The organism is Streptomyces sp. NPDC005803 (genome assembly GCF_040630435.1).
Lineage (GTDB): Bacteria > Actinomycetota > Actinomycetes > Streptomycetales > Streptomycetaceae > Streptomyces.
Map to the genome: position 1 here is coordinate 38096 of NZ_JBEXXO010000034.1, position 18709 is coordinate 56804.

An 18709-nucleotide genomic window follows, 5' to 3' on the forward strand; every position below is an offset into this window, starting at 1 on the left:
TCACCCGCGATACCTGTCGGCAAACGATGGCACCCTCAAGTGATCAACGCACCACTCACGGATGATCATGTGATCGTGGAGGCGCAGGTGCGTGACTACGGGTTTTCGTCAGCTCAGCAGGACGTGATATGGAGACGCTGGCGTGAGGGGCAGTCGTTCAGCCTGATCGGGCGGGCGCTCGGGGCGCCGATGCAGAGCGCCCGCCGCTTCCTGTACCAGAGCGGCGGCGTCCGCCTCACCCCGCAGATGCGGTCAGAGCGGCATCTGAGCGGCAGCGAGCGCGAGGAGATATCCCGCGGTGGCGCTGCGGGGGAATCGGCCCGGCAGCTGGCCAAACGGCTGGGCCGATCTCCTTCGACCATCTCCCGCGAGATCGCCCGCAACGGCGGCCGAGAACGCTACCGAGCTGCCTCGGCCGATGCAGCCGCCGACGAGCGCGGGCGTCGTCCCAAGCAGGCCAAGCTCGCCCAACGGCCCGTTCTTCGCGCCTTGGTGGAGGCCAAGCTGGCTCTGTGCTGGTCACCCGAGCAGATTGCGGGATGGCTGCGACGGCAGTTCCCTGCAGAGGCCGCCATGCAGATCTCGCACGAAGCGATCTACCTCTCGCTCTACGACCCTCGCCAGCGCCAGGCGATCGACCGCAGCCTCACCCAGGGGCTGCGGTCAGGCAGGCCGATCCGCCGCCCGAAGCTCGCCCGCCGGCCCACCGGGCGGGGCATCATCCGCAGCCTAGTGCCCATCACCGCCCGCCCCGCCGAGGTCGAGGACCGCAAAGTCCCCGGCCACTGGGAGGGTGACCTCGTGATGGGCACCCGGCCCTCGGCCGTGGCCACGCTGGTCGAGCGCACCAGCCGCTACACGGCCGTCGTCGCGCTGCCGGAAGGTATCAAGGCAGAGCAGGTCACCCCGCACCTCACCAGGAGTCTCCTCGGCATCCCGCCCCAGCTACGACGGACGCTCACCTGGGACCGGGGCCGGGAGATTGCCGAGCACCAGGCCATCACCGCCGAGACCGGCATGCCGATCTACCTCTGCAAGCCGCGGAGCCCGTGGCGACGCGGTACCAACGAGAACACCAACCGGCTGCTCCGGCAGTACCTCCCCAAGGGCGCGACCTCCGTACGTTCAGCCAGGCCGACCTGGACGCCATTGCCCACGAGCTCAACCACCGTCCGCGCAAGACCCACGGATATCGCACTCCGGCGGAGGTCTACGCTGACCTTCTGAACAGCGGTGATGCGCTGACCGCTTGAGCTCGCCATTGTTTGCCGGCAGGGCGGGGCAGCTTGATCCATCCGCCCGCCGTCAACTCGGGTGGTGCCAGGAGAACGAAGTCTTGGCAATCTGCCGTGACCGTGCGGCTCGCCGCCGGACGGGGCGGCGCAGGGCCGGCGGGTGCGAAGCCGGTCAGCCGAGAGGGTGGGCGCGGCAGGTCCGCAGAATCTCGTCGGACAGTTCGGGCTGGACGTGGCTCACGGCGCGGGCGAGGGCCATGGCCCCTACGAGTCGGCTGAGCAGCAGCACCGCGCGCTCCCGCACCTCCTGTGAGGTGATCTCCCCTTCGTGCTCGCGGGCGAACTCCTCGGCGAAGCCGGTGAGGTACCCCTCTACGCCGGCCGCGTAGACGCTCTGGATCGTGTCGCTGTGCCGTCCGGCGTCGATGACCAGGGAGGCGGAGGGACAGCCGCCGTCCGAGGCATCGCGGTGGGCGGCCGAAAGATAGTTGTCCACCACTCGCTTCAGCGGTGGGCCGGTGAGATCGGCGCCTTCCTCGAGGAGCTGCTCCAGGGAGCCCAGGGAGGCTTTGAATGAGGCGCCGCACGCCTCGGCGGCCAGATCGTCCTTGGACGCGAAGTGGTTGTAGAAGCCGCCGTGGGTCAGGCCCGCTTCCTTCATCAGTTCGGCGATGCCTACGGCATCGACGCCCTTCGAGCGGAACATGCGCCCGGCCGCCTCGACGATGTTCTGCCGGTTCCTGGCCTTGTCTTCCCTGGTGATCCGCGGCATGGCCGCCCTCCTGTGTCGGCAGTGCTTGACGTTTTCGATGTTACTCCTCATCATTCTTTTTAATGATGAGCATCATCAAAGAGTGAGTGGAGGCGCCTATGCGCACCGTGGAGTACACGCGGCAAGGGGAAGCCGCCCAGGTACTGACGCTGAGGGAGGAGGCCCGCCCGCCGACTCCCGGCAGCGGAGAGGTTCTGGTCCGCATGCTGGTCCGTCCCATCCATCCGGGGGACCTGATCGGTGTGGAGGGTCTGCCGGGGCAGCCCGAACAGCAGTCGGGGGCCCGGACTCCCGGAGTGGAGGGGACGGGCGTCGTCAAGAGCGTCGGAGCGGACATCCGCACACTGCGCCCAGGTCAGCGGGTGGCGGTTTTCCCGGCCCCGGGAACGTGGAGCGACTTCGTCGTGGTCCCCGCCGATCTGGTAGTGCCGGTGCCGGACGGGGTCAGTGACGAGACTGCAGCCCTGATGCTGGTCAACCCGCTGACGCTGTGCATGCTGTATCGCGCGATGGAGAAGGCCCTGCGCGGGCAGACGGGTCCGGTTCTTCAGACCGCCGCCGGCTCGTCCATCGGCAGGTTGGTGTCGTGGCTCGGTTGAAAGAGAGCAGGTTCGGATTCTGTGAGCTGCGCATTGCTCACTTCGATGAGCGAATGGCCGTGACGGGAGGCGCTGGTCGGTCGAAGCACACGTCATGTCAATCGGGCTGCTGACCTGCGCTATGTCGACCTTTTGAGGTGAAAGGGCTGGATTGCTCAGGTGGAACGGGCGCTGCGCAGCTTCGCTGAGCCGCCGGTAGAGCGGCTGAACGGGCACAGCCCCGTGGGCGTGCTGTCGGCTGGGCCTTCACCAGCTGACGCCGTTGTGGTCAGGCACCAAGCCCGCTTGGTACGTGCCGCCGGGTATGGACCCGTCCGGTGATCAGCTGTCCGCCATCCCGCCGTTGAGGTACCAGTCGCATGCTGCGAGGCCGTAGAGCAGTGCCGTGTCGAAGCTGTTGGGGTTGGCCTCCTCGGCGCTAGCGGCTTCCTCTCCGATCGACGCCTGAAGTTCCTCGGGCCCTGCGGACGCCAGCAGCCTGATGTCTCGTCTGCGACGATTGGCTAGCCGACTGGACGTTGCGTTTGAATACCGGCGCCCGAGCTTGTGGCTTGAGAAGTGATATTGCAGGCGCTGGATCTTTGCCTCGGGCCAGTGCGCGGGTGGGCGGGCGGAGTAGGCGGCTGCGGCGCCGTCGTCCGATTTGTGGACTTCCGCGAAGAGCCACCGCTCATCTCCGAGGTTGTCGAAGTATGGGTGGAACGCTTCCTTGGCGGCTTCAGTGGCGAGCTTGTTGCTCTTGCCCTGGTTGCAGGGGCCACAGGCGGGCACCAGGTTCAGAGGTGTTAGCGCCAGGAGGGGGAAGGTGGCCTTCGGCGCGTGGTGATCGATCTGAGACACCGGCTGGTACCCGCACAGAGGACACATGTCGTGCACCGCGGCGGCCATGAGGGCGTCGTAGAGTTTTCGGCCCGGTGCACGTTCTACCAGCGCTGTCTCATACGTGGCGTGGAAGTGCTCCCTGTCGGAGTCTTCCTTCTGTGAATCGGCTTCCGAGAGAAGGAGCGCAAGGAGCTCCCCAGCGTCGCCGGCCGCCTGGTACCGCTCTTCCTCTGCTATCAGTTCGGGGAGCCGAACGAGGAGTGCAGCACCCCAATCCTGGGTTCCCAGCCATTTGGTGCAGGCGTCCAGCACGTCGCGGACAGTGATCTCAGGCTTTGGCGGCCACAGCATCAGCTTCCTCCCCGCGCCCGCGCAAACGTCATCGCACGCAGAAGAGCCCGAGCTTCTCTTCCCAGGCCGGTGAATCGGCCAGCGATCTCCTCGTAGGTACCGCCCTGCTCCACCTCTGCTGCGATCGCTGCATGAAAACCGGTCGAATCGACTTCCAAGCCGAATGCTTCGTAGGTCAGCTCTCCGACGCTTTCACCGTAGGTCTCCGTGGTCGGACGATGGGCTGTGAGCTCGTCGCCATGCCGGGTCATCATCCACACGCAGGACGCTGGAACTTCTTGCAGGACGACAGGCGAGTGGGTTGCAACTACGGCCATGCCGTTGCGGTCGCTGAGTAGATCGGACAGCGCCCGGGTCAGGGCCGAGAGGAGCGGTGGGTGCAGATGCGTCTCTGGTTCGTCGATCAGGACCAGGGTGCGCTCACCGACTAGCTCGATCAGGCGTGTCACCATCAGAAGTACCACCGCATGCCCGGAACTCAGGCTGTCGAAGATTTCGCCCATCCGCTCTTCGAACCGTTGGCTGCTGCCTTCCCGGATCATGGCGTCGATTACGGGCATGTGCTCGTCGAGGAAGCCGCTCGCACTGTAGTTGAGCGTTTCGACGGCCGTGCGCCAGCGATCACCTCTTGACCCGATCCGTGCGGTGGCGAAGCTGTCGACGAACTCCTTGCGCCATTCGGCCTCTGTCTTGAGGCGTTGCTCTTCGGTGTGGCGCAGGCCTATGTAGTGGGACGAGATACCGGCGGTGTGGGCCAGTTCGTACGGCCGGTCGAAGGGGCTGAAGGAGACGACGACGCAGCCAGTGAAGTTGTTGTCCTCATAAGCGGACTGGCTCTCCACGGTGATCCGCCCTTCTGTCGCCGCCTCTGGCAGACGGTGCAGCAGCGTGGACTTTCCAACGCCGTTGCGGCCGATCAGCGCGTGCAGATTTGTGGGAGGCCTGCTTCCAGGTTTCGCCTCGAACTCGAAGCTGTGTGGGGGGAGCAGGCCATCCTGGGCGGGTGTGTATTGCCAGACAAAGGGGACGACGCGTGCGCGCAGCCCCGTGGCGATGTAGTTCGCCTTGAAGAGTTGCTGCCCAGTTCGGCCGCGAAGCAGGGACTTCTTGTACACATCCAGTGCTCTCGTCGCGCTGTCCACGCCTGGCCCGAGAGCGACATCGTTGAGGGCGCTGAGGATCTCACGCCCCATGCCGGCAACCGGAAGTTCCCGCAGCCTTTCGTAGTAGTCGTCCTCGTACGCGAGGCTGAAGAAGCCGTGGTCAAGTGTGGTGAATTCGCGGGGGAGCAGGTCCGCTGTCCGCTTTGGCCCGTCGGAACGCATCGAGACATGGCAGATCCTCAGATATCCGATCCGGACCTCTCGCGTGTCGGCCAAGCGGACATGAAGATCGAACGTAGTGATGAAACCACCGTCGTTCCAACCGTCGCAGATCAGGTAGGCACCTGCGCGGTCCGGCACCGGGCTCGTGTACTCCAGCATTGCAAACTGCATAGCAGGCACCCTCCATGGACTGGCTGCCGGTAAGAGTGCCGTAGGCCTGCCACGCACCGCGAACTGCCTCTGCGGCGCGCCGATCCCGGACGATACGCGATGGGTGCCTGGGGGCGCCCCCGTCGGCCGCCCCTTGTCATGGTGGCCGGCCGGATCGACGTGCCCGAGCCGTCAGCCGCACCCAGGTGATCCCAGGCGGCCGTCCGATCTCGTGCCGTCGCTGCCGGTCCGAGACGCGAACAGCAGGCAGGGGGAGAGGCCGCGGAACGCTGGGCCACCGGACACCCGCCAACTGCCGAAGCCAGCGAGACCCGGGGGCCCATCACGCCTGGCGACGGCTCCGGGGCGGCGTTCCGGCGGCCCGGGGGCGTTGTCAGTGGCGGATGGTAGACCTATGGCTAGGTGAACTTATCTGATTTGCCTGCTAGTTGATCACTATCAAGTGAAGAGGTAGGACATGGTCGAGACGGATCTCCCTGGACAGGGGGTGGTGTTCTGGCCCGTCGGCACGGGCGACTCCACCACGATCGTGCTGGGCGGTGACCTGGTGGTGCAGGTCGACCTGCGGGACATGAAGGCCGCCGACGAGGAAGGCGCAGTGGTCGCCGCAGTCATCGACCGCCTGGAGGAGACCTTGCCGAAGCTGCCCGACGGAGAGACGCCCTACCTGGCCGTCTTCGCCCTCACCCACGCGGACTCGGACCACTGCTGCGGGTTCGGTGACCTCCTCGACAGCACCATTCACATCGGGGAGATCTGGGCGACGCCCCGGCTGTGGCGGGAGATCGTTGAGGGAAAGGGTATGTGCTCCGACGCGATTCGCTTCCAGGACGAGGTCGAACGCCGGGTGACGGCCACCCTCACGGCCGTCAAGAACGGAACTACGCCTGAAAGCGGGGACAGAGTCCGGATCGTCGGCTACGACGACGACCGCGACCAGCACTCCTACGCCGAGCTCCCCGATATCTATCTGGCCTTTCCCGGCCAGACGATCACCAGCCTCGACGGTCACGATGTCGCCCACATGTTCGAGGCGTTCGTCCATGCTCCGTTCAAGGGTGACTGTGCCGGTGACCGTAACGACACCTCCCTGGCTCTGCAGATCCAGATGCGCACTGACGACGGCACCACCGGACGGCTACTGCTCTTGGGTGACCACGCGTACCCGACCATCAAGCAGATCCTCGACTTCAGCGAAGCCGCCGGCAACACCGACCGGATCGGCTGGGACGTCCTGCTCTCCCCGCACCATTGCTCGAAGAAGGCCATGTACGCGCCCGGAGAGGACGGCGAAGTGGAGCTGAAGCAGGACATCCTCGACCAGCTCGAAGCCCACGCCGGCGCCGACGCCCAAGTCATCGCCAGCTCGCGGCCCTTCCGGGACAAGGATGAGAAGGGCAATAACCCGCCGCACCTGCTGGCCCGCGACGCCTACGAGTTGATCACTACGCTGCCGGTGCTGTGCACGGGGGAGTACCCCAACCCCGAGGAGCCCCGCCCCATCGTTTTCGCTCTCGAGCCCTACCTCGGCCTCGAACTCGTTGACGTCACCACCCTGGACACCAAGTCGGCGGCGCTCACCGCCTCCGCGTCCTCGGGACGCGGTCTCCTCGTCGCCCTCGGTACCACGCGCTTTCCCGCCTCCACCTACACCGCCAGCGCAGACATCCCGCACCAGCACGGCACCGACGCAGCCCGCAGCGCGGTCCAGCAGGCCCGCGGCGACGACGCCGCCCCCGCAACCGTGATCGGATTCGGTGACGCGTGAACCACAGCACCACCACGACGGCGCTCACCGACGGCCAGCAGCTGGCCGTCCACCAGCTCCAGCAGATTGCCGCCGCCTCCCACAACTCGATCCACGTCACGCACGTGGGCCCGTCAAGGCAGTGGGCTGGGCGTATCGAGGCCCGCGTCACCCTCGACTGCTCCAACCTGCCCCGCACGGACCAGGGGTTGCGACTGCGCAGCCAGGAACCCGTCACCCTGCTCATCCCGGGCGACTTCCCGTTCGCCTATCCCCTGGTACGCACCCGTCACGTGCGGTTCGCCGGAGCACCTCACGTGAACTGGGCCCGCAACCTGTGCATGTATCGGTCGCCTGCCACCGAATGGGATCCCGCCGACGGCATGTACGGGTTCATCACACGCCTGCTCGACTGGTTCGAGGCCGCAGCAGCCGGGGAACTCGACACCCCGGGTGAGCCGCTGCACCCACCCGTGGCGTTTCCCGATCACACGGCGGGCCGGCTCGTCGTCCGGGCCAACGCCCCCACCGCCCCCGGGCCCGACACTCCATGGCTGGGTGGGGCCCTCCTGCACCGCGTCAGCGACGAGCGCAGTGACGTCGTCGCCTGGCTGCACCTCCAGGATCCGTGGCCGGACACCGTCGCGCAGGCCCGGCGCCAGGCAGCACTCCCCGACGGCACCGACGTCTATCTCGCCCCCGCCCTCGTCACGACGCGGCACCTCACCTTCGAATACCCCCGCAACGCCCGTGACCTGATCAACGCTCTGGGAAGCGACCACATCGCCACCGACCGCCTGCTTGGCCTGGTCGGATTCGTCGCGGAGCGCAACCGGCACATGCTCGCACCTGAAGACGACCCGGCCACGGACCAGGACGAAACCGACGAGACACCGGTCGCGCCCGTCCACCTGCTGCTCGGCACGCCCTCCCGAGGGACCGCTGGCGACGGCCCCCGCCAGACACATCTGGTGGCCTGGCACCTGCCGGACTTCGCCGACCGGCTCGGCCGTCTGGCTCTGGACACCGTCTTCGACGACGACCCGAGGGTCGCTGACATCGGCCGACGCGTCATGGAGCTAGGCGAACGCTGGCTCGACGGCCTCAAAACCCGCTGGATGCGCATCGACGAAGCCAGGCCCGAAGTCACCATCCGCCGCGACCACGCCACCCCGGCCGCCTGGGTCACAGGAAAGAAGATCCTCGTCCTGGGCGCAGGGGCACTGGGAGCACCGACAGCCGAGAACTGCGCACGGGCCGGAGCCGCCCACGTCACCGTCGTCGACTACGCGTCCGTGCATCCCGGCATCCTCACCCGACAGCCCTACACCGACGCCGACATCGGCCAGCCCAAAGCCCGCGTCCTCGCCGACCGCCTCAACCGGATCGACCCCCACCACACGCGCGTCGTACCCATCGTCGACGACATCACCGACCAACTGCCCGCCACCCTCGATGTGCACACCTTCGACCTGATCCTGGACTGCACCGCCGACCGCACCGTCCGCGCCTACCTCGAGCACACCCGCCGCACCGACCCCGCACCATGGCCCCATCTGGCCACCCTCATGATCGGCCACAAGGCCACCCGTGGCATTGCCGCCCTCTCACCCCACGGCGCCAGTGGCGGCGGCACCGACGTCCTGCGCCGCACCGCACGCGCCGCCCACACCGCCCCCACCAAAGACTTCGCCGACATCATCGACGACTTCTTCCCCACTCAGCCCCGCACCGACCTCTTCCAGCCCGAACCTGGATGCTCGGATGCCACCTTCACCGGCTCCGCCGCCGACGTCACCGCTCTCGCCGGACAACTACTCACTGGCATCCTCGCCGCCCTTGCCGCGCCCGCCGGCCAACACACTATGGCCACACTCATCATCCGCATGCCCACCGGTCCCACCCACCCCCAGCCTGCAGGGCCCTGCTGGCTCACCTGGACCAACGACACCGTCATCCCCGACAAAGCCACCGGCTACGAAGTCCGCCTCAACCCCCGTGCCCTCGCCGAAATGCGCGCAGAAGCACGCCGCGGCGCCCGCGTACGCGGCCCGCAGATCGAGACTGGCGGCACGCTCCTGGGCGCTGTCGACGACTCCACCGGCGTCATCTCCGTCGACGAAGCCACCGGCCCGCCCCCGGACTCCCTCCTCACCGAGGCCTACTTCCAGCACGGCCTGAGCGGCGTCAGCGACCACCTGGCCACCCGCCGCACCGCAACAGGCGGCATCAGCCGCTTCCTCGGCATGTGGCACACCCACCCCCACAGCCTTGCCCTGCCCAGCGCAACCGACCGCGCCGCTATGACCCGCCTCACCCTTCCCCTCCACCACGCCCCCTCCCGCGCCCTCGTTCTCATCGCCGGCGGCACCACCGACACCTGGAACAAGTGGCTCACCACCACCGCAACTCCCGACCTCTACGCCCACCTCGCGACGCGCACCGCCGCAGCCGACACCGAACCCCTCACACCACGTCCGCTGACCGCCCCCGGCTCCACCACCTGGCCCGGCGGCTACACAAACCGCCCCCACACCCCCGACCACATCGTCCCTGACGCACGCAAGGCCCGCCCATGATCCGAACCATCGGCCTCGCCCTCTCCGGCGGAGGATCCCGCGCAGCCGCCTTCCATCTCGGCTGCCTGCGCGCCCTGCACGACCGAGACCTCCTCGACCAGATCCACATCGTCTCCGGCATCTCCGGCGGCTCCCTGCTCGCCGCCCTGTGGGCCTACGGTCCGAAAGACTTCACCGACTTCGACAGCCTCACCACCGACCTCCTGCGCTCCGGCCTGCAGATGGACCTCGCCCGGCATGCCTTCACCCCCACCGCCGCCATCCGCAACCTCACCTCAGCCGCACGAGCAGGCACCCGTCCACTGTTCACCCGGCGCCGCGACGTCACAGTCGCCCGCGCTAGCAACCGCACCGACGCCCTCGCAACCGTCCTCGCCCGCAAAGCCTTCGGTACCAAAACCCTCGCCGACGTGACCCACCCCGGCCTCGACGTCGTCATCAGCGCCACCGACCTCGCCACCACCAACGCAGTCCGCTTCGGCAGCGCCAAAAGCAGCTGCTCCCGCTACGGCACCATCACCGAACCCGTCAACGTCGCCACCGCCGTCGCGGCCTCCGCCGCCTACCCCGCACTCCTGCCCGCCCTGGAACGCACCTTCACCTTCCAACGCGGCAACGAACGCCAGCAGCACACCCTGCTGCTCACCGACGGAGGCGTGTACGACAACCTCGGCCTGTCCGTCCTCGAACCAGGACGCTCACTCGAGTACACCGATCACGTCTACGATGTTCCCTTCATCATTTCCTGCGACGCTGGCACAGGCCAACCTCAGCCCAAGGCACCCCACTTCATGCTCGGACGAATGATCCGCTCCTTCGAAGTGGTCCACCGTAAGTCACAGGACTCGGCACGCTCCCGACTCCACGAATGGGCTGAAAGCAAGCGCATCGACGGCTTCGCACTTGCCTACCTCGGCATGAAGGACGAACGCCTCCCCGCCCGGCCCGCTGACCTGATCCCCCGCAGTGCGGTCGCCTCGTATCCCACCAACTTCGCCGCCATGAAGCAGCCCAGCTTCGATGCGCTCACAACCCGCGGAGAGCAACTGATGCGCAGCGTTCTGCCGCTGTACCACCGACCCCACTAACAAACGCGCCGCCCCGTTTGGGGCCCGGCTTCTCCGGAATGATCGGCAATGCCCCGGACAGCCGCTGCGATTCCGGTGTGACCGATGAAGACTCGACGAAGCGGCAGGAGGAGCGGCGGTTGGATCGGGTGGCGTCCGCTCGCGCGACCGACGGCGATCTTGCCGAGCCTCACGGTGACGTCTGTACGGGTGCTACGTTGTGCGGCAGGGGAGTGGCACAGCGCATCACACCAGACCAGACAAGCTCGAGGGCTGCGTTGCTGGTGCGGTCGGCCGGTCGCAAGGGGTGGGACTCGCGCCGCTCAGGCAAGCACGATCAGTAGTGGGGAACGTGGCGCGAGCAGGGTCGCATTCGGCGGCAGGGCAGATGACCGGATATCTCTATCAGTGCGAGCTTGCCCTGCTTGAGCTCGCCCGCCGCAGCTGGCAGGAGCCCACCGTCGAGGTTCGCATGGAACTCCTCGACGACATCGAGTTCCTCGACCCGGACAAGACCCCCCTCGAACTGCTACAGGCCAAACACCGTGAAGCCGCCGGCTCTTTGAGTGAGACCGGCAAGGACTTCTGGCGCTCGGTCGCGTCCTGGATCGACGCCCTCAAAAAACTCTCCGACCCCTCGGGCACCGCCATGCCCATCCTCCGCCTGGTCTCGACCCAGACCGCACCGCCGGGCACCTTCTTCCAGTACCTCAGCGACGGCCCGGACAGGGACGAGGCCATGGCGCTGGAACGCATGGAGCAGACCGCCCGCGACGACGACGGACCTGGCACCACCGCGGACGACCGCGAGCTGTTCATGCAACTCGCCCCGACCCGGCGCCAGCAGTTCGTCAGGGCCATCACGGTCGACGACGGGGCCCCCGTGATGTCAGACCTGGACTCTAGTCTGGCCAAGGAACTGGGGATCACGCCGAGCGACCACGCTCAGGCCGCCCTCGAGGAGATCAAGGGGTGGTGGTACGGCATGGCGGTCAAGCTGCTGGAACGCAGGAACCCCCAGCGCATGCGCGCCTCCGTCAGCGCCCAGGAACTCATGTGTAGACGGGACGAGGTCACCGGCCGCTACGCCGGCAGGAACCTGCCGATCACCGAGACGCTGCGCAATCTCACCCAGGCGGAGATCGCAGGCTACAGCGACCGTTTGGTCGTCACCCAGATGCGGTGGATCGGGCTGCCCGACGACGAAGTGGCGATGCACCTGCGCGACTACCACCTGGCGCGGGCCCAGCGTTCCGAATGGCTCCGCACCTTCAAGATCACCCCGGAGCGCCTCGAGGAATACGAAGGCGAACTCCACTACGAGTGGGAGACAGCCTTCCGCCGCCGGACCCGGCGCGTCAGCGACGACATAAGCGAAGAGGAACGCCAGTCCATCGGCCAGGAAATCCTGGACGCCACCATGGACCGCGTCGCTGACACCCCGCTCCGCCCCGGCAGCGTCACCGCACCCTGGGTTGGCACAGGCAGCGCCCACGGCCTGGCCGACCAGGCAGACACCGCACAACCCGGCCGGCAACTCGGCTGGCACCCCGACTACCAAGACCGCTGTCAGAGCCCCGACGAATCGCAGGAACAGTGACGACCGACTCCCACCGCAACGTGTCGGAGGTACAGGCGCTGTTCAACCCCGCCTTCGGCGCCTACCTGCTGGCCAGCGCCGTCAACACCGCCACGAAGAAGGCGGACCGGCCACTGCCCTGGCCCAGTGCGTTCCTGATCCTTCCTCTCGTGCTGCCCGCAGATACCCGCGACTCTCTCCCCGGCAAATCCACCGTCACGCTCACAGCCTGGGCACACGAAAACCCGCGCCTGCAGGCCGCATTCGCCGAACGCGCCGCAGCACTGACCGACTACACCCGCACCAGCCTGCGTACCGCCATGCGCCACCGGGCCATAGACGTCACCCCCGGCGGACTCGTATGCCCCCGCACTCCCAAGCCTGCTTCCGCCGCCCCCGGCGAAGAGGTCGCCGACTGTGCCCGCGCAGCCGCACTGGTCGGCCGCTGGCTCGCCGTGACCGACCCCACCCGCGCCTTCACCACCCTCGGCGTCCGGCCCTGATCCGCCCTCATCAAGGAGTTCCAGAACCGTCATGCAACTGCTCGCCCTGGCCCTCTACCACCGAGACGGCAGGAAGCCCCCAAGGATCCTGCGGTTTCGCCCCGGGGCGCTCAACATCCTCACCGGCGAGTCAGAGACCGGCAAGTCCGAGGTCCTCACCATCGTCGACTACTGCCTCGGGCGCCGCGCACCCAACCTGCCTGACGATCTGATCGACCAGACCGTCGGCTGGTACGCCCTCCTGGTCACCTTCGCCGACAACTCACGCATGGTCCTGGCCCGTCCCCGGCCGGCAGGAGCCTCCACCCAGCACGCATACACCCGCACCGGCGGCGCCGGCCTGGACATCCCACGACCCGACGAACTCGTCAGCAACTCCAATGTCGCAGCGCTGCGCAGCGAGCTCAGCGCCCGCCTCGGAATCGAGGACTTCCACTTCCAGCCACCCACCGGCGCTGCCCGCAACGCCTTCGATGTCTCCATCGGCCAGGCAGCTCTGCTCTGCTTCCAGAGCCAGAACGAGATCGCCGACCAGACAGCCCTGTTCCACCGACAAACCGAATCCGGCATGGCCCAGGCGCTCAAGGACACCCTGCCGTACTTTCTCGGCGCCGCCGGCCCCGAGCAGGCACTGCGCCGCCACCGACTCGGCGAATCCCAGCGCGCCCAGCGTGCGGCACAACGCAAGCTCGACGACGCACTGCGCCATCAGCAGGCCATGGATGCCAACGGTCTCGCCCTCGTACGCCTGGCGGAAGCCGAAGGCCTCCTGACCGAGGTGCCCGCAGCACCCGACACCACCCAGGTCCTCGACCTCCTCCACCAAGCTCTGGCCGCAGCCCCGGAAACCGCCGCACCACTCGAACTGCGTGACAGGCGCCAGGAACTCAACGACGAACGCCGCGCCCTGCGCGAACAACTGCAAGAATTCGACGACGCCCTGGCCGCGGTCGACCGCTGGCAGCAGCAGGGACGAGCCTTCACCGGCGAACTCCACCTCCAGCTCGACCGCCTCAAAACCCTCGACCTCCTCGGCCCGGAGCGCCAGCACGACACCAGCGTGTGCCCCATGTGCACCCAGCCCCTGGAACACCCGGACCCCAACGCACACGACATCACCGAACTGACCGGCCACCTCGCAAGCGAACTCGCCAAGGCACAGACACTCCAGCCCGTCCGCGAGGAACACCGACGAGCCCTGCAGACCGGACGCACCGACGTCACCGAGAACCTCAGGCTCAACGGCGCCCAGCTCAAAGAACTCCTGGCAAGCGACGAGCGCCTGCGCAACCTGCAGGAACAGAACCTACGAGTCGCCCACATCCAGGGCCGAATCTCCGAAGCACTCACCCGCACAGGCACAGACAGCGACATTGCCCGGCTGCGCCAGAACCTCGTCCTCGCCCAGGACCAAGCAGCCACACTGGAACAACTCGTCGACGAAGACGACGTCGCGGCCGAGACGGAGCGCCGACTCGCCGACATCGCCATCGGTATGACGGCCTGGGCCAAGCGACTCAACCTCGGAGGAGCAGCCGACGCCACCGAAGTAGCCATCAGCCTCAAGCTCCTCAACGTCGTCCTCAGGCGACCCTCCGGACGGCTGCCCCTCACCCGCATCGGCAGTGCCAAGAACCACATCGGCTACCACCTGGTCGCCCACCTCGCGCTGCACACCTACCTGCGACGCAACAACCGACCCGTCCCAGGCTTCCTGATGCTCGACCAGCCCACCCAGGCCTTCTTCCCGGAAAAGCCCCGCGACGCATCCACCATCCAGGACGCCGACTGGGCCACCGTCACCGCCTACTTCCAACTCCTCAACGACGTGGTACAGCTCAACCAGGGAGCTTTCCAGATCATCGTCTGCGACCACGCGAACCTGCCCGAAGGCTGGTTCCAGGACGCCGTGATCGGCAACTGGCGTCCTGATGCCGACGGCACGCGCACCGCTCTGATTCCCCTGGACTGGCTCGACTAACGACACCAGAATGGGCGGCGCGCCGGCGCCAACCAGGCACTGCCAGCTCCGTGAGAACGTCCAAGCGTGTGGCACAGGCGGCGTCGACGGGCACCCGCCCCTGGACCCTGCCGGCAGAGGAGAAGGGCGCCGGTCTCTGCTGTGCTGGGCATGGCGCCGGCCCCAGCGGCCGGAGCGCTGGCGGTCGGCAGGGGCGGCGACGATGCCACCCCGGACGCTCGGCGCAGTGAGCCGCGCAGCCCCGGCAGGCCCTGGCGACCTCAGCGGTCACGGCGATCCGCGCCTCCGGCCGATGGATCGAGGCCTGATGCTCGCGGTGGAGCCGAAGGCCTTCCGGAACGTGGCTTCCCACTCCTGCTCCTTCACCCCGTTGCGGTCGTCCGTGATCAGCAGGAGTCCGTTGGGGCCGCCTGTGTCGCCGGGCAGAATGCCCTGCGCGGCGTACCAGGCCTTCTTCCTCTCCCAGGTCTCCCGGTACCGGGGGCTGTCGAGCATGCCGAGGTGCTCCCAGTAGATGGGTCTATCGGGATCGTCGGTCGTGATGGTGAAGTCGGGGAACTTCGTCTTTCCGTCCCTGCCGGTCAGCGGTTGTTCGTACTCGAATCGCCCGCGCGCCAAGCGGTGCAGCAGGTCGGCGATGATGACTTCGTTCTTGCTACTCACCGGGAGCCCGAAGTGGGTGATGTGGATCAGGTTGGCATCGAAGCAGCCGATGCGGCGTCCCTGGCGGTCGTGCACCACGACGGGCTCAGGCGGCCTGGTGAGGTCGGTCAGTCGGCGCGCGGTGTCGGATGCGGTGGGCTGGGCCAGCTTACGCAAGTCTTCCAAGGGCCCTTCGTGGCAGATGATGACCTTCCGGGTCTGGCGGGTCAGGGCGGTGTAGAGCAGTTCACGGGAGATGCCCGAAATGTGGGCGGGAAGCATGAGGACGACGGTGCCGAACTCGCTGCCCTGGCTCTTGTGGACGGTCAACGCCCAGGCGAGCTCAAGGCCCGGGTCATCGTCCAGACCCTGCTGGGCAGCGAAACGCAGATCGGGCTGGGAGGAGAACTCCACCTGAGTCTGCCACGGGGCGCCGGTCATCTTCTTGGACTTCAGCTGGCCGGTGACCACGCCCAGTTCACCATTGGCGACGTAGCTTCTGTCCTCGGGGTTTCCCGGTGGACGGCCGGAAGGCACGCAAGTACTGGTTGCGGGTGTTGACGACTTTGTCGCCCACGACGATCTGCTCGGGGCCCAGGGGCTGGGGGACACGTCGCCGGGACTTGATGAGCTGAGCGTCGGCAAGGGCCCTACGCCGGTAGGTCTGCTTGAGGTACCGATTGAGTTCGACGGTGCCATGCGTCTGGCCACGGGTGGGGGACAGTGCCTGCCAGCGGTCGCAGGAGCCAGACGCGTCGGTGTAGTTCGGGTACTCGTTGCCCTTGGAATCTCTCCTGGTGGTGGCCCCGTAGGAGTGGGTGAATGACAGCTCGTCCGTAACGGGGAACTCTTCCCGCAGGACGTCGTCCAGGACGCGTGCGGCGGGGCGACCGCTCCAGTAAACGGCCTTCAGGGTTGCCATAGGGGCCCGGGTGCGCAGCTTCTCCCACACCTCCTCGGCGTCCTCGGAGCGTTTGTCTCCGCTGTACCAGTGGGCGAGGGCGAGGTCGTCCCGCGTATGACCTTGCTGCCGGTGCAGCATGGTCAGTTCGGCCCAGCCCGGCGCCACTCTGGGCCAGTTGCTGTGGTCGGGACGTCGACGGCGTTCGAGATCGACGAAGGGCCGCCCGGCACCGATGGGGGGAAGCTGCCGCGGATCACCGACCAGGATGAGCCGTTCGGTGATCTCCACAGCGTCCAGGAGCGCGGCGAGCATGTCCTCGGTGAGCATGGACGCCTCGTCGACGACCACGGTGCCCACGGAGATGCGGCGCCCATCCGGGAGGGTGAGGTAGCGGGCGTACATGTCGTCGTATCGATCGGAGTGACGCAGGAACTGCGCGAGCGTGAAGGCCCGGTAGCCGACCTTCTGTTCCAGCTGCACCCGCGCCTTGCCCGTAGGGGCGAGCAGGAGCAGCCCTCGGCGTGTGACCTCAGAACGCTTGGCCAAGGCCTGGATCAGCGTCGTCTTGCCCGTGCCTGCCGGCCCGTTGACGATGGTCACACGCCGGTGGAACATCTCCCTGAACGCCGCGGCTTTCTCCATGCGGGCCCGGGCCTCGTTGTCCGAGTCCGCCGCAGCGGCCAGTCCTGAAAGAGCCGTGTCCAGGGTTTGCGCCAGGTCAGCTGGGACGCGGTGAGGTTTGCCGTCTCGTAGCTGGTTGAGACGCTCCCGGATGAAATCACGGCGCAAGGCAGCGGAAGCAAGCTTGTAGGCGGCCTTGCCGCTGGCGAGGTCCACGCGCCGCAGCTGGCTCCATTCCTCGGGTTCGTCGTGGCTGCCGGAGTCAAGCAGGGCCTCGGGGGCCAGGCCCAGAGGCCTGAGGATCGTTTCATCGGTGGCCAGCGGAACAGCGACGGTCAGCTGACCGAGCCGCTCTGCCATCTGCTCGACGGGGAGAAGAGTGTGTCCCTCTTCCTGGGCACGAAGCAGCACGGTCGTCATCGCCGCATCGATACGGCGCCGGTCGTTGGCGTCGTCGAGGGGCTGCGTCAGCGGCAGGGGATGATGCTCGGTGAGCTGAAGGTCGGGGAAGCACCCACGATCCACGGTCTCGAAGACGATCGGCTCGCCGTCGTCGACGGTGCAGGTCACCAGATCGTAGGGGTTGGCCAGCAGCTCATCGTGTCCGACAGGGACGCTTGTAGCGCCGCTCAGCACACCCGAAACCGCCTCGGGCGTCAGATCGAACCGGCTCAGTACGCGCAAGGCCTGCCGCTCCTGCGGGCCTGTCCCGGCCCAGATCCGGCGGCGCGTCTGGGTGGCGAGCGCAGAGAGCTCGGCGGAAGCGGTCTCGCCCTCGAGGATGTTTTCCAGCACTGGCCAGGGATCGGCCTTCTCCCCTGCCGCAGAGATGATCTTGTGTGCGGCGAAGGTGGGGTGGCGGAAGCCGAGCTGGGCCAGGACGGCCGGAAGGCCGGGGCACGGGCCCCGTCGCTTCCACGCCCGGTGCAGTTGGTCGTCCAACCACTGCAGAGACGCCTCCGGGATCCCGATCGCAGGGTCGCCCAGGGCCGTGGCTGCTTGCGCGGCACGGCGCAACTCCATGAGGGAGGCCACCGTACTGTCGGATGAGACATGCTCGGTGGCGTAGGAAAAGTTCCGGCCGACCTCGGGGGCCCGGGCCAGCGCCGACGTCACGTCCATGCCACGGGCCGCGGTCGCCGCCAGCGCTTGCATCGGAAGAAGAATGCCGCCCGCGCCATCGGGCCGCAGGCTATGCCGCAGCGTGGTCTCCCACATGTGACTGGGAAAGGTGCTATCGGCCGATCCGGGCCACGGCGGTGGTGGTTCCTGTCCCGAGACGCAAGCGGCCCCCACCAGCATGCGCCGCGGCTGGTTCTCGAAAGGGGAGTGCTTGAGATAGAAGAAGACCAGCGACTGCTCTGGCACGACATTGCGGAAGAACGTCTTCATGATTGCTTGCTGGTTGTCGCCATGCATCACCCACGGCAGCCTGCCGTCGAGCATCGCCGCGATCTGGTCCTCGGCTTCGGGGTTGTACCCGGAGACCGGCTGTTCCCGGAGGACTACTTCCTCAGCGTTGTTCCGATTCATCCAGAAGTAGGGGATGGCGTGGACTGAGAACGCCGGAACGGCAAGCTGCGCCGGCCGTAGGTCCTTGAGGAACCAACCATAAGGATGCGTTCGTCGCACCATGTGATCCGAGCGGCTCATGAACCCGCCGCGTTCAACAACGCACGGCGGCAGGACCTGCCCGACCTTGCTCCACGGCGCACCCGCGTGAGCGGCTTCGCGCCGCACGTCACGATCCTTGGCGATGTTGCCCAACATCACACATGCGTGATTGGACCCTGGGTCGGCGCAGACGGTCC

The 18709-nt window shown here is 67.2% G+C and carries 13 protein-coding genes; 8 read left to right on the forward strand and 5 right to left on the reverse strand.

Features of this window, described 5'->3' with window-relative positions; all coding sequences use genetic code 11:
• Positions 1 to 39 precede the first annotated feature (39 nt).
• Complete coding sequence (locus tag ABZ454_RS34015; RefSeq protein ID WP_359543419.1) at positions 40 to 1227, forward strand: IS30 family transposase; 1188 nt, start codon at positions 40 to 42, stop codon at positions 1225 to 1227.
• A 180-nt stretch (positions 1228 to 1407) separates the two neighbouring features.
• On the opposite strand, the gene ABZ454_RS34020 is transcribed toward ABZ454_RS34015, so the two are convergent.
• A complete protein-coding gene (locus ABZ454_RS34020; protein WP_359543420.1) occupies positions 1408 to 2007 on the reverse strand; it encodes a TetR/AcrR family transcriptional regulator in 600 nt (199 codons plus the stop codon).
• Positions 2008 to 2105: 98 nt separating this feature from the next.
• On the opposite strand from ABZ454_RS34020, the gene ABZ454_RS34025 reads away from it, so the two are divergent.
• Entirely contained in the window at positions 2106 to 2606 is a 501-nt protein-coding gene (locus ABZ454_RS34025) for an alcohol dehydrogenase catalytic domain-containing protein (protein WP_359543421.1), read from the forward strand.
• Between the two features lie 321 nt (positions 2607 to 2927).
• Here ABZ454_RS34025 and ABZ454_RS34030 read toward each other — a convergent pair whose 3' ends face one another.
• Positions 2928 to 3779 (reverse strand): hypothetical protein, encoded by an 852-nt coding sequence (locus ABZ454_RS34030; protein WP_359543422.1) that lies wholly within the window; start codon positions 3777 to 3779, stop codon positions 2928 to 2930.
• Positions 3779 to 5263, reverse strand: coding sequence for an AAA family ATPase (locus ABZ454_RS34035; RefSeq protein ID WP_359543423.1), 1485 nt, complete (start codon positions 5261 to 5263; stop codon positions 3779 to 3781). Before ABZ454_RS34035 ends, ABZ454_RS34030 begins: the two co-directional genes overlap by 1 nt.
• Positions 5264 to 5732: 469 nt before the next feature.
• Here ABZ454_RS34035 and ABZ454_RS34040 point away from each other — a divergent pair, with 469 nt between their 5' ends.
• The 6 genes from ABZ454_RS34040 (at position 5733) to ABZ454_RS34065 (ending at position 14731) form a co-directional block, all read left to right on the forward strand.
• Complete coding sequence (locus ABZ454_RS34040; protein WP_359543424.1) at positions 5733 to 7043, forward strand: hypothetical protein; 1311 nt, start codon at positions 5733 to 5735, stop codon at positions 7041 to 7043.
• Complete coding sequence (locus tag ABZ454_RS34045; protein WP_359543425.1) at positions 7040 to 9601, forward strand: ThiF family adenylyltransferase; 2562 nt, start codon at positions 7040 to 7042, stop codon at positions 9599 to 9601. The genes ABZ454_RS34040 and ABZ454_RS34045 overlap by 4 nt, the downstream gene beginning before the upstream one ends.
• On the forward strand, positions 9598 to 10689 hold the full coding sequence (locus ABZ454_RS34050; RefSeq protein ID WP_359543426.1) for a patatin-like phospholipase family protein: 1092 nt from the start codon (positions 9598 to 9600) through the stop codon (positions 10687 to 10689). The genes ABZ454_RS34045 and ABZ454_RS34050 overlap by 4 nt, the downstream gene beginning before the upstream one ends.
• A 367-nt stretch (positions 10690 to 11056) precedes the next feature.
• Positions 11057 to 12268 carry an ABC-three component system protein gene (locus ABZ454_RS34055; RefSeq protein ID WP_359543427.1) on the forward strand — a complete coding sequence of 404 codons (1212 nt, stop codon included), beginning with the start codon at positions 11057 to 11059 and terminating at the stop codon, positions 12266 to 12268.
• Positions 12265 to 12750: a three component ABC system middle component gene (locus ABZ454_RS34060; protein WP_359543428.1), complete on the forward strand. Its 486-nt coding sequence runs from the start codon at positions 12265 to 12267 to the stop codon at positions 12748 to 12750. The genes ABZ454_RS34055 and ABZ454_RS34060 overlap by 4 nt, the downstream gene beginning before the upstream one ends.
• Before the next feature lie 31 nt (positions 12751 to 12781).
• Positions 12782 to 14731, forward strand: coding sequence for a DUF3732 domain-containing protein (locus ABZ454_RS34065; protein WP_359543429.1), 1950 nt, complete (start codon positions 12782 to 12784; stop codon positions 14729 to 14731).
• Between the two features lie 267 nt (positions 14732 to 14998).
• On the opposite strand, the gene ABZ454_RS34070 is transcribed toward ABZ454_RS34065, so the two are convergent.
• Positions 14999 to 15844, reverse strand: a complete 846-nt coding sequence (locus tag ABZ454_RS34070) for an ATP-binding domain-containing protein (protein ID WP_359543430.1) — start codon at positions 15842 to 15844, stop codon at positions 14999 to 15001.
• A gap of 7 nt (positions 15845 to 15851) precedes the next feature.
• Positions 15852 to 18668, reverse strand: coding sequence for an AAA family ATPase (locus ABZ454_RS34075; protein WP_359543431.1), 2817 nt, complete (start codon positions 18666 to 18668; stop codon positions 15852 to 15854).
• Positions 18669 to 18709: the final 41 nt, after the last annotated feature.